Source organism: Streptococcus hongkongensis, assembly GCF_053206145.1.
This window is the reverse complement of sequence record NZ_JBRUGD010000021.1, coordinates 1-16,029: the sequence shown is the minus strand read 5'-3', so window position 1 is coordinate 16,029 and position 16,029 is coordinate 1. Positions and strand designations below refer to the sequence as shown.

The window sequence follows — 16,029 nt, the reverse complement described above, 5'->3', positions numbered from 1 at the left end:
AAGATTACTTGGAACAATTATTTGGAAACAGAGGGTAAGAAAATGACCCATTTAAAAAGCTATCTTTTCAAAAAAGATGTGAGGGCACAAAAAGGTGAGGAGAAAGTTTTCATGCGAAAGGCGTGGAGTGCAATGACTTGCCTGTTGTCAAGCATCAAGTTTTCTGATAGAATGGTAGTAATTGAATAGTAGTCGGTGAGACTAGTAATGACAGGGAAATTAACAGGGAGTGAAGGCCTTAGACTGAAAGCCTTCTTGATGAAACTGTCACGAATTCACTCACATCTGACTAATAATTAAGGTCTGAAAATTCAGATGAAAACGGATGGTACCGCGTGTCAACGCTCCGCATATTGTGGAGATTTGGCACGCTTTTTTATTTTCCAAAAGAAGGGAATACAATGGATTTACAAACACAATTAGAACAATTAAAAACGCAAACTCTAGCAGAGTTACAAGCATTAACAGGTAATCAAACTAAAGAATTACAAGAGCTACGCGTTGCCGTATTAGGAAAAAAAGGCTCTCTAACAGATTTATTGAAAGGTTTAAAAGATCTTCCAAATGACCAAAAACCGATTGTCGGTAAACAGGTTAATGAAGTGCGTGATATATTAACACAGGCGTTTGAATCACAAGCAAAAATTGTTGAAGCAGCTAAAATTCAAGCACAATTGGATGCTGAAAGTATTGATGTGACCTTACCAGGTCGTCAAATGAAACTTGGCAACCGTCATATTTTAAGCCAAACCAGTGAGGAAATCGAAGATATCTTCTTAGGAATGGGTTTCCAAATTGTCGATGGTTATGAAGTTGAAAAAGACTATTATAACTTTGAACGTATGAATTTGCCCAAAGACCATCCAGCACGTGATATGCAAGATACATTCTATATTACAGAAGAAATCTTATTACGAACACATACAAGTCCTGTTCAAGCTCGAACACTTGATCAGCATGATTTCTCTAATGGACCACTTAAAATGGTCTCACCAGGCCGAGTATTTCGACGTGATACAGATGATGCCACTCATTCGCATCAGTTCCATCAAATTGAAGGTTTAGTCGTTGGCAAAAATATTTCAATGGGAGACCTAAAAGGCACACTTGAAATGATTATCAAGAAAATGTTTGGTGACGAACGAAAAATCCGTTTACGTCCGTCTTTCTTCCCATTTACAGAACCTTCGGTTGAAGTTGACGTGTCTTGTTTTAAATGTGGTGGTAAAGGCTGTAATGTCTGCAAAAAAACAGGTTGGATTGAAATTCTTGGAGCAGGTATGGTTCATCCAAGTGTCCTTGAGATGTCAGGTGTTGATCCAGAAGTTTATTCAGGCTTTGCTTTTGGTCTTGGACAAGAGAGAATTGCAATGCTTCGCTATGGTATAAACGATATTCGTGGATTCTACCAAGGAGATGCTCGTTTTTCAGAACAATTTAAATAAGTAGCAGAGGCTTACAATAGATAATATTTTAGAGCTACACACGATGTCCTTACTTTGTAAAAAAGTGTGTATTCAAGGGAGATAGTATGGAAAGTAATATTACCATTGATTTAGTGAAGGCACATGAAGTAGAAGAGTTGCAGGCGCTAGCTATCCAAACATTCACGGAAACTTTTGGCGGTCATAATACCGAGCAACAATTACAAGAATTTTTTGAGCAGGATTATACGATTGAGAAATTAGTTGGTGAGTTAAAGGACCCAAATTGTTTAGTCTATTTTATTCGGCTAAATAATGAGATTGCGGGTTATTTAAAGGTTAATTGGGATAGTTCTCAGACTGAACATGAGCTAGAAAGTGCCTTTGAAATCCAACGGATTTACTTACTCAATAAGTTTCAGGGGATGGGGTTAGGTAAATATCTTTTTGAATTTGCCTTAGATAGAGCCTATGATTCGGGTCGTGATTGGGCTTGGCTTGGAGTTTGGGAAAATAATCTTAAAGCTCAGGCTTTGTACCAGAAATATGGCTTTGAAAAATTTTCAGAACATTCATTTGCGGTAGGTGATTTAATAGACACAGATTGGTTAATGAAAAAAGCATTGAAATAGAAAGAAAGAGAAGTATGTTAGTATCTTATAAATGGTTAAAAGAATTAGTTGCTATTGACGTTCCTTCGGCAGAACTTGCAGAAAAAATGTCAACGACAGGGATTGAGGTTGAAGGAGTTGAGGTACCTTCAGAAGGTTTATCAAAACTGGTGGTAGGTCATATCCTATCGTGTGAAGATGTTCCAGATACTCACTTGCATCTTTGTCAAGTAGATACAGGTGATGATGAACCTCGTCAAATTGTCTGTGGTGCACCTAACGTAAAAGCTGGTATTAAGGTTATTGTAGCTATTCCAGGAGCGCGCATTGCTGATAATTATAAAATTAAAAAAGGTAAAATTCGTGGGATGGAATCTTTAGGGATGATTTGTTCGTTACAAGAACTTGGCTTATCAGATTCCATTATTCCAAAAGAATTTTCAGAAGGTATTCAAATTTTACCAGAAGATGCTATTCCTGGTGAAAGCATTTTTCCAATCCTTGGGTTAGATGATGACATTATTGAATTATCAATCACACCTAATCGTGCAGATGCTCTATCAATGCGTGGTGTTGCCCATGAAGTGGCAGCGATTTATGGAAAAGCAGTAACTTTTCCAGAGAAAGACCTGGTGGAAAGTGATAAAAAAGCAAGTGATCGCTTAGAAGTAACTATTGAAAGTGATAACGTACTTACTTATGCGAGTCGACTTGTTGAAAATGTGACGATTGCCCCAAGTCCACAATGGTTACAAAATCTCTTGATGAATGCTGGTATTCGTCCGATTAATAACGTCGTTGATGTAACAAACTACGTCCTCTTATACTTTGGACAACCAATGCATGCCTTTGATTTTGATAAATTTGAAGGTGAAAAAATTGTTGCCCGTCAAGCTAAAGCTGGTGAAAAATTGGTTACCCTAGATGGGGAAGAACGTGATTTGATTGAAGAAGATATTGTTATTTCGGTTAATGACAAAGCTGTCGCATTAGCTGGTGTTATGGGTGGAAAAGAGACTGAGATTGACAATAATTCAAAAAATGTGGTTCTTGAAGCTGCTGTTTTTGATGGCAAATCAGTTCGTAAAACAAGTGGTCGTCTGAACTTGCGTTCTGAAAGTTCATCTCGTTTTGAAAAGGGTGTTAATTATGACACCGTTTTAGAAGCTTTAGATTTCGCTGCAGCAATGCTTACAGAACTAGCAAATGGAACTGTTTTATCTGGACAAGTTGTTGCTGGCCAGTTACCAACAGAGCCTGTTCACGTTTCAACAAATTTGGATTATGTTAATGTCCGTTTGGGAACGGAACTCACTTATGCTGATATTGAGGCTATTTTTGACAAGCTTGGCTTTGGCTTAACTGGCTCTACTGAGCACTTCACCGTTTCATTACCTCGTCGCAGATGGGATATTACCATTCAGGCTGATCTTGTTGAAGAAATCGCTCGTATTTATGGATATGATAATTTGCCAACCACATTACCAGATGCTGGGGGAACTGCTGGAGAATTAACAGCAATTCAAACATTACGTCGTCAGGTTAGAACAATTGCTGAAGCTACTGGTTTAACAGAGATTATTTCTTATGCTTTAACAACACCTGAGAAGGCAACAGCTTTCACCATTGAAACAAGTAACCTAACGGAGTTGATGTGGCCAATGACAATTGATCGTTCGACTCTTCGTCAAAATGTGGTATCAGGAATGCTAGATACTGTTGCTTATAATGTTGCGAGAAAAAATAGTAATATTGCCATTTATGAAATTGGAAAAATTTTCCATCAAACTGGCGATCCAAAAGTAGATTTACCTGAAGAGATTGATACATTTGCAGTTGCTATTTCTGGTTTTGTTGAAGATAAAGATTTCCAAACACAAGCTCAACCAGTAGATTTCTTCTATATCAAAGGGATTCTTGAAGTCTTATTTGAGAAACTCGGCCTCACGGTCACTTATCAAGTGGAAAAAGATATGGTAACGATGCATCCAGGTCGTACAGCACGAATTTATCATAATGACAAGTTGATTGGTTTTGTCGGACAACTTCATCCACAAACAGCAAATGATTATAATATTCCAGCTACCTATGTTGCTGAGCTAAATTTAAATGCAATTGAGGAACTCGTGACTGAGGACTACATCTTCCAAGATATTCCTAAAATCCCAGCTGTTTCCCGTGATATTGCACTTTTATTAGACCAAGAAATTAGTCATCAAACTATTTTAGAGGTGATTAATTCTGCAAAAGTTAAATGTCTTAAATCAGTTAAATTATTTGACGTCTACGCCGGAGCTTCGCTTGGTGAAGGTAAAAAATCAATGGCATATAGCTTAACTTTCCAAAATCCGAATGATAGTTTAACTGATGAAGAAGTTGCTAAATACATGGAAAAAATTACAAATGCTTTAGTTAACCAAGTTAAAGCAGAAGTTAGATAATAAGTAAACCTGAATGTATGTTCAGGTTTTTTGGTATCACAACTGAATAAAAAAGTGACTGATGAAGCTATTATTAGCCATTTGATTACTAATCTATACTGTTCTGATTACCTTAAATTAGTTACTGAGTCAGAAGATGACAGTCGTTAGATCTGAACTAAGAGGATGTGCTTATGATGTTTTGATGGATGAAGTAAACAGAGGGATACTGTTCATAATGACATGAAAACTAAGCAGGCTTCAGGAAAGGTCATCAGTAACTAGAAAAATGGCTGGTTCTAAAGTAGTAAGTTATGCTAGCAACAGTATTAGCTGGTTTATCCTAATTCTCTCAAAAATCAGCTACTAATAGGAACAAACATACTATTGTAGTCTTTGTTGGGACTTAACACAGATAACAAACTTTTGGAATGTCTTGATTTTGCTGCTTGCTTAGTTGGGCAAAATTGATGAAAGGAAGGTGCTTCGCTCAGTCAGAAAGGTTATCACCTATTTTAGTGAGTTTTACAATTATCAATTGCTAAACGCACTTTTAGTTTTTCTGGTTTCATTTTGATATAATAAAGAAAAAAATGAGGTGAATGAGTTATGTATCAAGCTAAAGTTACTGGAGATAGACTCTACCATGCGCAATCAGAAAGCTATGGAAGTAGCATCGAATTATTCGGACATACCAAAGATGGTAATACCCCAATGAGCCTAATGGTTATTGCTCTTGGAGCCTGTGTTACGATGTGTATCCAAGGTTTTTATAAAAGGTACCATTCAATTGACGTCATGCCTATCACTGTTGATACTAGTTTTGAGAATGATCAGTTTAGCCAAACGATTCAATTACCAGAAAAGTTGGATAAAGAAACTGATCAAGCTTTACGCGATTATATTTCAAAACACTGTAATGTCAAAAAAATATTGCGACAAGATTTGAAGATCACATTAGAGTTTACTCACAACTAAAGAAAGGTGCCATAAGGTATCCTTTTCTTATTTATAGTTACAGTTGAGCTTGGTGATAGATAATCAGAGCGTCTTGGCAATCATTGGGTTAAATAACCTTATATAATGAGGCAATCAAATCTGAATTTCCTACAAAGAATAGCGCAGATAACCTTCAAGATAAACTGACTTATTCACAATTTATAGTCGATTTGAAGCGAATTATCACTTTAATAAACTACAAATAGGGCTATAAAAAGAGGAAAACTCAAATTTTGAGTTTTCCTCTTTTTGTTTTAACATACTAGCCATTAAGAATCTACTTTTTCAGTGGATTCTATTAAACACCCTTGTTTTTTATAAAGCATTATATGGAACTGTGAAGGTATCACCGTGTTTGATATCTCCATACTCTAATCCTTTGTCGAACCAACGTTTACGTTGCTCTGATGTTCCGTGTGTAAAGCTGTCAGGCATCGTTCTTCCATAGGCTTCTTTTTGCAATTTATCATCACCTACAGCGTTTGCTGCAGCCATGGCTTCTTCTATATCCCCTTTATCTAGAAGACCTTCCCCTTGAACATATTTTGCCCAAGCACCAGCATAATAGTCAGCTTGTAATTCTAATTGCACATTTAGTTGATTAGCTTCAGTCTTACTTTTTCCTTGTCTTTCTTGAATATACTGCTCTGTAGTTCCTAATTGATTCTGTACATGGTGACCCACTTCATGAGCGATAACATAAGCCATTGCAAAGTCACCAGCTGCACCATATTTATCACTTAATTCGTTGTAAAAAGAAATGTCTAGATAAACTTTGTTATCTCCTGAGCAGTAAAAGGGTCCTGCTGCAGCTTGACCTTGTCCGCAGGCTGTTTGAATGGAACCGGTATAAAGCACTAATTTTGGCTTATCGTAGGTTTTTCCTTCTTTATTGAACTGTTCAGTCCAATAATCCTCTGTTGAAGCAAAAACTTTACTCACAAATTTAACCTGGCTCTCGGTTGCTGCAGCACTCTTTGTTTGGGTAACTTGTGTTGATTGGTAAGAATTATTGTTGCCTGTACTACCTTGTCTTCCAGAAAAAATGCCTGATAGACCACTGCCCCCCATGATGACCACAACGATTAAAATAATAATTTTAGTTTTCCAACCGCCTCGTGAAAAGAGAAGTTGGAGAAGGAGCCCAAGGCCTCCACCACCTCCACCGCTACCAAAACCACCTCCGTAGGAACCAGATGAGTCGCCACGTCTATCTTCAACATTTTGACTTTCTCTCATATTATCCGTTTTCATAAATACTCTCCTTTAAGTTTTTAACTCACTTGCAGTTTTTATAGTTCTATTATAATTTATTTCACTTAGAATTGCTTGATTTCTTAATTGAAATGATTCTTTTTCGGTGAGTCCGTCATTTCTACATCTGTATAAAGTTGGAATTTTGATATAATGAGAATACTAAATAAAGAGAGTAGGTCACTGATGAGATTACTTTATACTGATATCAATTATTCTTTGACACAAATCCTAGTCAAACATGCGCAAGATTATGTAGAACTTGGAAGTAAGGTTTTTTATATTGCACCAAATTCCTTGTCATTTGAAAAAGAACGTACAGTTTTAGAATTATTACCTCAAGAAGCATCATTTGATATTACAGTGACTCGATTTGTGCAAATGGCTCGCTATTTTACACTAGATATGAAGCAAGAGACAAAGAGTCTATCGGATGCTGCATTAGTGATGGTTATTTATAGAAGTCTCATGCAACTTTCAGAAGATGATTTAACAGTCTATAGTCAATTACGAACTGATTTAACCTTTGTCGAACAGTTAAAAGACTTGTATAAAGAATTAAAAGTGTCAAACTTATCTATTTTTGATATTGTATTTGAAAATGAAAATAAGGCTAAGGACCTTATTACTATTTTTTCGAAAATTGAAGAGTTGCTGCAAACGGAATCCTTGTCACAAGAAAGTCCATTAAGTACTTTTACTGATCATATTAGTCAAGGGTATTTTGATTATCAATTAGATAATACTGTTGTTGTTATTGACGGCTTTACCAGATTTTCAGCAGAAGAAGAAGCTTTAGTTGCTGCTCTAAATGAAAAATGTAAGTTGGTTATTGTTGGAACTTATATCAGTCAAAAAGCTTACCAGAAATCATTTACTGAGGGTAATCTTTATCAAGCAAGTTTAGAATTTCTTAGAGACTTATCAGACCATTATCAGGTAAAGCCAGAGTATGTCACTAGTGAGTTCGTTTATGACGAGAGTTTTCAGGTTCTAAGTGAATTATTGGAGGCTGAAACAGATTTTAGTCAAAGTGACAAGGTGTTGCCAGCGCAAGCTAAAGAACGGATTCATATCTGGCAGTCTTTGAATCAAAAAGAAGAAATTGAGCATATCGCTAAGGCAATTCGGCATAAGCTTTATCAGGGCTATCGTTATAAGGATATTTTAGTCCTCTTAGGGGATGTCGAGGCTTATCAGGCTCAAATTGGACCTATTTTTGACAAGTATGATATCCCGTATTATTTGGGGCGTAGGGAAGCTATTTTGCATTATCCCTTGGTTCAGTTCGTCGAGTCTTTGGAGAGGTGCCGGTCATATAATTGGCGTCGGGAAGATCTTGTTAATCTTTTGAAATCCGGCTTATTTGGTTGCTTTGAGAGGGATTGGATTGATCAATTTGAAGCATATCTTGAATTTGCTGATATCAATGGTTTTACTAAATTTTCACGCACTTTTGACATTAATTCTGGAGATGGGAAAGGGGCCTTTCGTTTTAATTTAGAGCTGATTAATCAGGTTCGTGACTACTGTTTTAGTGCGTTATCAGCTTTGTTCAAGAGTCAAAAACAAAAAGGGCAATCACTGCTCGATAAGTTACTACACTTTTTGACGACTGTCGACCTTCCTCACAATTTTCAAGCAATGATGGAACAACAAGATGAAAATGAACAAGAACGAGATCAAGAAGTTTGGAAAACATTTGTTGGTATTTTGGAAGATTGTCATTTGGTTTTTGCAAACGAAAAGCTTGGTCTAGATCAGGTGTTATCGTTATTGAAAATAGCTATGCAGTCAGCTACATACCGGGCAGTTCCAGCTACCTTAGATGTTGTTACGATTAAATCGTATGATCTTGTCGAACCCCATAGTAAAGCATTCGTCATGGCAATAGGAATGACTCAAAATCATTTTCCGAAACACGTCAAAAATACTAGTCTTATTACGGATCATGAGCGAGAAGTGACAAATGAAGAACAAGACTATTTTCATCGGTTTGATATTGCAAGTCACGAAAATAGTAAAAAGAATCAATTTACGGCTCTTTCGCTTTTCAATGCAGCTACTAGTGACTTATTGCTCAGTTTTCCTTTGGTATTAAATGAAACAAGTCAAGAGATATCTCCTTACCTCAAGACACTGTCCTCTTTTGGGATAGAAATAGAGGAAAAAATAAAGAATAGTTTATCTCGTTCGGAATTAGATATTGGAAATTATAAATCATTGCTATCTCAACTAGTCGACATCAATCGAAGTGAATTGGCTGATGAGCTTAATGAGGATGATAAAAATTTCTGGACGGTCATGTTACGCTACTTGAAAAAAAGACTAGCAAGTGAAAATCTTGAGTTACCACAAGCGAAAAATCATCTACAAACTCAAACAATCAGTGATGAAGTTCTTGCTTTACGATATCCTAAAGGACAGACCATGGCATTATCAACATCAGCCTTGACAGTTTTTTATGACAATCAGTATAAATATTTCTTACAATATGTTTTAGGGCTTCAAGAGTTACAAAGTATTCATCCAGATGCTAGACAACATGGAACCTATTTGCACCAAGTATTTGAAACAATAATGGCTGATGATCGCCCTGTTACATTTGATCAAAAAGTTGAGGATGCTCTAGAAGCAACACGTCAAGACCGTCAGTTTAAATCTTATTATACAGAAGATGCCCAAGGCAGATTTAGTTTGCAAGTTTTAGAAGATATCGCAAAATCGACTGCTAGTATTTTAAAAATTAATCAAGACTTAACAGTTATTGGTCAAGAAGAAGCATTTGAATTACCTATTAATAATCAGTTAACAGTCACTGGAAAAATTGACAGGATTGATCAATTAGTAGGAAATAGTATTGGCATTGTTGATTATAAATCTAGTGCTAACAAATTTGATATTGGCCGTTTTTATAATGGTCTGAATTCACAATTGGTAACTTATTTGGCGGCACTAAAGGCTAAAGCGGCAGCGATGTCCAGTAAAGAACAGCCTATGTCTCTTTTTGGGGCCATGTATTTGCATTTACAAGATCCAAAACTAGACTTGAAGGATTTTAATCAATTAGATGACAAATTAGTCGAAAAAGTCTATAAAGATTTGACCTATAAGGGTATTTTCTTAGAAGATGAAAAAGAAAAATTATCGGATGGCTCTTATCAGACCACTAATAATTTATATAGTCAAGAAGAAGTAGACCAACTATTAGCTTATAATCAATTTCTTTACGAAGAAGCTGAAACCCTGATCAGACAAGGTCATTTTTTGATAAATCCTTATACAGAAGATGGTAAAAGTGTAAGAGGTGATCAACTGAAGGCAATCACACGATTTGAATCTGATTTGGATATGGGACAAGCTAGACACTTGGTGACCTTACCAACACGTGAAAAAAGACAAGGATTTCTAACATTAATGAACAAGGAGGTGACAAGTGATGACCTTTAAGCCATTTTTAACTGATAAGGAAATAAAACTCTTACAAGAGCAAGAAGCACATTCAAATAAGATTCAAAAACGAACACCTGAGCAAATTGAAGCTATTTATACTAGTGGTCAAAATATTCTTGTATCAGCCTCTGCGGGTTCTGGGAAGACCTTTGTCATGGTTGAGAGAATCATTGACAAAGTGATGCGAGGGGTTTCGATTGACTCACTCTTTATTTCCACGTTTACGGTGAAGGCAGCTACAGAATTAAAAGAACGCTTAGAAAAGAAGCTGATTGAAGCAATCAAAACAAGCGACGATTATGAGATCAAAGCATTTCTCAATAATCAGTTACAATCCCTTTATTTAGCTGATATCGGGACTATGGATGCTTTTACTCAAAAATTAATATCCGAGTATGGCTATACAATTGGGATTGCTCCAAAGTATCGGATTATGCAAGACAAATCTGAACAAGATGTGCTAAAAGATATTGTATATAAAGGGCTATTTGAAGAATATGCGGCATCAGATAAAGCAGAGGTATTTTTTAAATTAGTTAAAAATTTCTCTGGCAATCGAAAAGATACCAGTGGGTTTAAAGATGTTGTTAATAAAGTATATACATTTAGTCAATCAACAGAAAATCCTAAGTTGTGGCTAGAAGAAAACTTCTTGAAGGCAGCATTAACTTATCAAGATTACGCTACTTTACCAGATCAAATGGTGACTGATTTTCTTGAAGTCCTCACTCAAACAGCTCATAATTTAAGAGGTGTGACGGAAATGGACGGTTACCCACAACTGAAAAAAGATGGAAAGCCTACGGCTAAATACACAGGACATTTACGCATAATCGACTTCCTAGAAACCTGTGCTAGTGATTTCTATAATTCTTATGGTAAAGAGAAATTAAGCCAATTAGCTTTTGAGGTTTCTGAATTGTTACCATCAGGTGATGGGATTGTGGTCAATAAAAAAACTTATCCTATCTATAAACAAATTCAGACAAGTTTAAAAAGTTTGCGTCATTTAGATACAATTTTTCACTATCAAGCTGAAAGTATACCACTTTTAATGCTCTTGAAAGACTTTGTTATTGCCTTTTCTAAAAGCTATCTCGAACGAAAAAAAATAGAAAACGCCTATGAATTTTCGGATATTGCCCATTTTGCCATTACTATTTTAGAAAATAACCTTGATATCAGACAAATTTATCAAAACAAATACCATGAAGTCATGGTTGATGAATATCAAGACAATAATCATATGCAAGAACGCCTCTTGGAACTCTTGTCCAATGGGCAAAATCGTTTTATGGTTGGGGATATTAAACAGTCGATTTATCGGTTTAGACAGGCTGATCCTCAAATTTTTAACAGTAAGTTTAAAGACTATCAGGAGCATCTTAATGCTGGCAAGTTAATTTTATTAAAGGAAAATTTTCGTAGTCAAAGTGACGTTTTGGATGTGACCAATGCCGTTTTTAGTCATCTAATGGATGAAGAAATAGGTGATATTTTATATGATAAAAACCATCAATTGCTAGCTGGAAGTTCAAGACAAAAAGAATTACACTTAGCCAATCAAGCTCAAGTTCTGATCTATGACACAGATGACACAAATCAAGAAATGGAATCTGAAAATGAAGTAGATGGTATTAGCTCAGGTGAAGTTAAAATAGTAGCAAAGGAAATCATCCGACTCCATCAGGAAGAAGATGTCGCATTTTCTGAAATAACATTATTAGTGTCTTCCAGAACACGGAATGATAGTATTTTTCAAACCTTTAGCCAGTACGGTATACCATTAGTTGCTGATGGCGGTCAAGAAAACTACCTTAAATCTGTTGAAGTGATGGTAATGCTAGAAACCCTTCGCTCGATTAACAATCCCTATAATGATTACGCCTTGGTCGCACTTTTAAGATCACCGATGTTTAACTTTGATGAGGATCAATTGGCAAGAATTGCCATGCAAAAAGGTGACACGGAAAAACTTGACAGTTTTTATGATAAGTTAAAACATGCGCAATCAGGACAGGGTCAGCATCGACAATTAATTACTAGCGAGTTAGGTGAGAAAATTAGTCAGTTTTTAGAGATATTGAAAAACTGGCGAGTTTATTCGCAGAAACAGTCACTTTACTCATTGATTTGGAAAATTTATAACGATCGCTTTTACTTTGATTTTGTTGGCACATTACCCAAAGCTGAGCAAGCACAGGCTAATTTATATGCTTTGGCCTTGCGTGCACAACAGTTTGAAAAGACGGGTTTTAAAGGTTTAACGCGATTTATCGGGATGATTGATAAGATTCTAACGAATCAAAATGATTTAGCAGACGTTGATGTAGCAAAACCCAAAGAAGCTGTTAGCATTATGACGATTCATAAGTCAAAAGGATTAGAGTTTAAATATGTTTTTATCTTAAACTGTGATAAGAAATTCGCTTTAACTGATTTGCATTCCTCTATGATATTAAGTCGTAAAGAGGGGGCAGGTATAAAGTACTTGGCTGATGTAAAAGATCAATTACAGGCAGATAAGTTAAACAGTCTAAAGGTTTATCTAGAAACACTTCCTTATCAGTTAAATCGAACAGAATTGAAGTATGCCACCCTGTCAGAACAGATGAGACTCTTTTATGTAGCGATGACCAGGGCAGAGAAAAAACTTTATATGATTGGTAAAGGGAGTAAGGCCAAACTAGTTGATAAATTTGATGGTCAAAGAGAGGGAAATCACTTACCAAAGGCCTTAAGAGAACGCATGCAAAGTTTTCAAGAGTGGTTACTAGCTATTCAAGCTGCTTTTCCACAAAAAGAGTTACACTTTACACTTGATTACATTAATGATGAGCAATTAAGTGATCAAGAAATAGGTCAATTGGAAATGAAACAAGTCCTGTTTTCTGATGATATCAAGGATAATCGCCAAACTAATGAGATTGCGCGTGCGATTGATATGTTAGACAAGGTTCAAATTTTAAACCAAACCTATCAAGCTGCCATTAATTTACCTACTGTCCGTACTCCAAGTCAGATAAAGAAATTTTATGAACCAGTGATGCCAATTGATGGTATTGACGTGATGACCAAAGCCAAAGTAAGGAAAAATAGTATCAGCTTACCTGATTTTTCAAAAAATAAGGCTCTTTTAGCAAGTGATATTGGATCGGCTATGCATGAATTAATGCAACGCATACCAATTTCTGAGGCTGTCTCTTTAATGGCTATAGAAACAACCAAAGAGGAGCTAATTGCTGTTGATGAAAAGGTTAAAGAGAGCCTTGATATCAAAAAAATATATGATTTCTTTCATCATACGGAACTAGGGCGATTAATCCTAAAAGAAAGAGACCATCTTTATCGTGAAGCTCCGTTTGCCATGCTTAAAAAAGATAGTTTAAGCCAAGAAAAGTTTGTTGTTCGTGGAATTATTGACGGATTCTTGCGGTTTGATGACCGTATTATTTTATTTGATTATAAAACGGATAAATATCACAATTCTCTGGATCTTGCTAATCGCTATCACAGTCAAATGGAACTTTATGCAGAGGCTTTGAGAGAAGCTTATGGCGTTGAAAAAGTTGACAAATATCTTATTTTGTTAGGCGGAAAAAACGTAGAAGTCATTGCTTTGTAAATGGAGTCTGGGACAAACACCCATGAGGACAAAGTCCTCATGGGTGTTTGTCCCACTCTCTTTTTATTATTTTAGAATTTTTATTCAAAAAGTATTGACAAATGAATAAATATCCGTTATTCTATTAATTATTATACAGGAGGAGATTTATGAAGTTACCTATCTTTGGTGTTGAGGAATGGTTAAATGAAAATGAAAAGTCTGCTAAGTATGATATAGCTGGGGCTTCTATTTCATCATTGTCATTAAGAGAGTTATTTGAGTTAACAGGAACAGATGCTGATGAATTCTATCAAATGCTGATGGATAAGACCTTGGATTATGGTTGGATTGAAGGGTCACCTCAGTTTAAGCAAGCTGTTTCAACTTTATATCAACATCAAAGACCGGCTAATATCCTGCAAAGCAATGGAGCAACAGGTGCAAACCTGACAGTTCTTTATGCTTTGGTAGAACCAGGTGACCACATCGTTGCTCACTATCCAAGTTATCAACAACTTTATGATTTACCACTGTCAATGGGTGCACATGTTGACTACTGGCAAATCAAGGAGGCTAATAACTGGTTGCCTGATTTGGACGAGTTAAGACAGTTAGTTGGTCCCAAAACTAAACTGATTGCTATTAATAATGCCAATAACCCAACAGGTGCTTATATGGATGAAGACTATCTCTTAGAGCTGATCTCAATTGCCCGTTCTTGCGATGCGTATATCTTAGCTGATGAGGTTTATCACTCTTTTAATCAGCCTGCTTTGCTAGGTATTGCCGATCTGTATGATAAAGGAATAAGTGTCAATAGTTTATCCAAGACTTTTTCATTGCCCGGGTTACGTGTTGGTTGGATTGCTGCCGCTGAAAGTTTGTGTGAGATAATTAAGAATTATCGAGATTATACGATGATTTGTGCAGGTGTCTTCGATGACACGGTTGCTAGTCTAGCACTTTCAAATGCCGATAAAATTCTCAGGAGAAATGAAAAGATTGTCTCGGAAAACCTTTCTATCTTAGAAAATTGGGTCAATCAAGAAGAAAAAGCTAGCTTAATCCCCCCTAAAAACGTTTCAACAGCTTTTGTGAAATTAGATAGTAATGGGCCAATTGAGGACTTTTGTCGCTACCTCTTATCAGAATATGGCACACTTGTTGTTCCTGGAAATCGTTTTAACAAAGAATCATATGTCAGAATTGGCTATACCTGTAATAAAGACATTTTAGTGGCAGGCTTAAATTGTTTAAGTCAAGCCCTCAATAGTTATCACTAACTAATGAAAATAGAAAAAAGGAATCATAACATGAATAAAAAACAAATGATCACAAGTTTAGTAGCAATAACAACTCTTTTAAGCCTATCTGCATGTGGAAATGGTAGTAAAGTAAGTTTACAAGATCAAATCAAAAAAGATGGAAAACTAGTCGTCGCAGTTAGTCCTGATTATGCACCATTTGAATTCAAAACTTTAAAAGACGGGAAGGATACGGTTGTCGGTTCAGATATCCAATTAGCTCAAGCAATTGCAGATGAATTAGGTGTTAAACTTGAAATTTCGGCAATGAGTTTTGACAATGTTTTGTCTAGTGTTCAAACTGGAAAAGCTGATATGGCCATTTCAGGAATTTCGTATACGAAAGAACGTGCAAAAGTCTATGACTTTTCAAAACCTTACTATTCCACTGAAAATGCCATCTTGATTAAAGCTTCAACTAAAAACCGATTACAAACCTTGGATAATTTAGCGAATAAAAAAGTAGCGGTTCAAAAAGGTACAATTGAAGAAGGATTATCTAAGGAACAGTTGAAGTCATCACATATTATTTCATTAACTTCAATGAGTGAAGTGATTAATGAATTAAAATCTGGCCAAGTTGATGCTGTTGATTTAGAAGGACCTGTAGCAGAAGGATATTTAGCGCAAAACCCAGATTTAGCAATTGCAAGCTATAAATTAAAAACGGGTGAAGGAGATGCGAAAGCAGTAGCAATGCCAAAAGGTAGTAAAGCACTTAAAGCAACTACAGATAAAGTTATTGCAAAATTAAAAGAAAAAGATGGTTACAAACAATTTATTAAAGATGCTGCAAAATTAACAGGAAAAGCAGTAGAGTAATCAGATTGGGCAAATTACAAGTTCAAGTTAGCCATTTAGTAAAAACTCTTTAGGAGATTTATAATCTAGTATTTTTTTAGGATAGTTATTTATCCAATTTTCAATGAATGCGACCTGTTTTAGGGTCGCATTCTT

The 16,029-nt window shown here is 35.9% G+C and carries 10 protein-coding genes and 1 pseudogene; 9 read left to right on the top strand and 2 right to left on the bottom strand.

Going from position 1 to position 16,029, the window contains the following annotated elements:
* The 5 genes from ACVRZD_RS10120 to ACVRZD_RS10100 all read left to right on the top strand — a co-directional run.
* Positions 1 to 189 (top strand): hypothetical protein (locus tag ACVRZD_RS10120; RefSeq protein ID WP_447450478.1); only part of this gene is annotated, 189 nt, incomplete at its 5' end.
* Positions 190 to 401: 212 nt separating this feature from the next.
* The gene (pheS, locus tag ACVRZD_RS10115; protein ID WP_447450477.1) at positions 402 to 1,445 is read left to right on the top strand and encodes a phenylalanine--tRNA ligase subunit alpha; all 1,044 of its coding nucleotides are present in this window, start codon (positions 402 to 404) and stop codon (positions 1,443 to 1,445) included.
* Positions 1,446 to 1,531: 86 nt separating this feature from the next.
* A complete protein-coding gene (locus tag ACVRZD_RS10110; protein ID WP_037627487.1) occupies positions 1,532 to 2,056 on the top strand; it encodes a GNAT family N-acetyltransferase in 525 nt (174 codons plus the stop codon).
* A 14-nt stretch (positions 2,057 to 2,070) separates the two neighbouring features.
* Positions 2,071 to 4,476 carry a phenylalanine--tRNA ligase subunit beta gene (gene pheT / locus ACVRZD_RS10105; protein WP_447450476.1) on the top strand — a complete coding sequence of 802 codons (2,406 nt, stop codon included), beginning with the start codon at positions 2,071 to 2,073 and terminating at the stop codon, positions 4,474 to 4,476.
* A 588-nt stretch (positions 4,477 to 5,064) separates the two neighbouring features.
* A complete protein-coding gene (locus ACVRZD_RS10100) occupies positions 5,065 to 5,433 on the top strand; it encodes an OsmC family protein (protein ID WP_037627485.1) in 369 nt (122 codons plus the stop codon).
* Positions 5,434 to 5,769: 336 nt separating this feature from the next.
* Here the strand turns inward: ACVRZD_RS10100 and ypfJ are convergent, their stop codons facing one another.
* Positions 5,770 to 6,708 (bottom strand): KPN_02809 family neutral zinc metallopeptidase, encoded by a 939-nt coding sequence (ypfJ, locus tag ACVRZD_RS10095; RefSeq protein ID WP_447450475.1) that lies wholly within the window; start codon positions 6,706 to 6,708, stop codon positions 5,770 to 5,772.
* 186 nt (positions 6,709 to 6,894) lie between these two features.
* Between ypfJ and rexB the strand changes: the two genes are divergently transcribed.
* The 4 genes from rexB to ACVRZD_RS10075 all read left to right on the top strand — a co-directional run bounded on the left by rexB (position 6,895) and on the right by ACVRZD_RS10075 (position 15,894).
* Complete coding sequence (rexB, locus tag ACVRZD_RS10090) at positions 6,895 to 10,158, top strand: ATP-dependent nuclease subunit B (RefSeq protein WP_447450474.1); 3,264 nt, start codon at positions 6,895 to 6,897, stop codon at positions 10,156 to 10,158.
* Positions 10,148 to 13,786: a helicase-exonuclease AddAB subunit AddA gene (gene addA / locus ACVRZD_RS10085; RefSeq protein ID WP_447450473.1), complete on the top strand. Its 3,639-nt coding sequence runs from the start codon at positions 10,148 to 10,150 to the stop codon at positions 13,784 to 13,786. Before rexB ends, addA begins: the two co-directional genes overlap by 11 nt.
* Positions 13,787 to 13,935: 149 nt before the next feature.
* On the top strand, positions 13,936 to 15,051 hold the full coding sequence (locus ACVRZD_RS10080) for an aminotransferase (RefSeq protein ID WP_447450472.1): 1,116 nt from the start codon (positions 13,936 to 13,938) through the stop codon (positions 15,049 to 15,051).
* Between the two features lie 30 nt (positions 15,052 to 15,081).
* Positions 15,082 to 15,894: a transporter substrate-binding domain-containing protein gene (locus ACVRZD_RS10075; protein WP_447450471.1), complete on the top strand. Its 813-nt coding sequence runs from the start codon at positions 15,082 to 15,084 to the stop codon at positions 15,892 to 15,894.
* A 27-nt stretch (positions 15,895 to 15,921) separates the two neighbouring features.
* Here ACVRZD_RS10075 and ACVRZD_RS10070 read toward each other — a convergent pair.
* Positions 15,922 to 16,029, bottom strand: a pseudogene (locus ACVRZD_RS10070) (IS30 family transposase); the annotation flags it as partial.

What these genes read in the sequence shown, in the direction of transcription:
- pheS (WP_447450477.1), top strand. Translation starts at nt 402, where the DNA reads ATGGATTTACAAACACAATTAGAACAATTAAAAACGCAAACTCTAGCA.
- rexB (WP_447450474.1), top strand. Translation starts at nt 6,895, where the DNA reads ATGAGATTACTTTATACTGATATCAATTATTCTTTGACACAAATCCTA.
- ACVRZD_RS10075 (WP_447450471.1), top strand. Translation starts at nt 15,082, where the DNA reads ATGAATAAAAAACAAATGATCACAAGTTTAGTAGCAATAACAACTCTT.
- pheT (WP_447450476.1), top strand. Translation starts at nt 2,071, where the DNA reads ATGTTAGTATCTTATAAATGGTTAAAAGAATTAGTTGCTATTGACGTT.
- addA (WP_447450473.1), top strand. Translation starts at nt 10,148, where the DNA reads ATGACCTTTAAGCCATTTTTAACTGATAAGGAAATAAAACTCTTACAA.
- ypfJ (WP_447450475.1), bottom strand. Translation starts at nt 6,708, where the DNA reads ATGAAAACGGATAATATGAGAGAAAGTCAAAATGTTGAAGATAGACGT.
- ACVRZD_RS10080 (WP_447450472.1), top strand. Translation starts at nt 13,936, where the DNA reads ATGAAGTTACCTATCTTTGGTGTTGAGGAATGGTTAAATGAAAATGAA.
- ACVRZD_RS10100 (WP_037627485.1), top strand. Translation starts at nt 5,065, where the DNA reads ATGTATCAAGCTAAAGTTACTGGAGATAGACTCTACCATGCGCAATCA.
- ACVRZD_RS10110 (WP_037627487.1), top strand. Translation starts at nt 1,532, where the DNA reads ATGGAAAGTAATATTACCATTGATTTAGTGAAGGCACATGAAGTAGAA.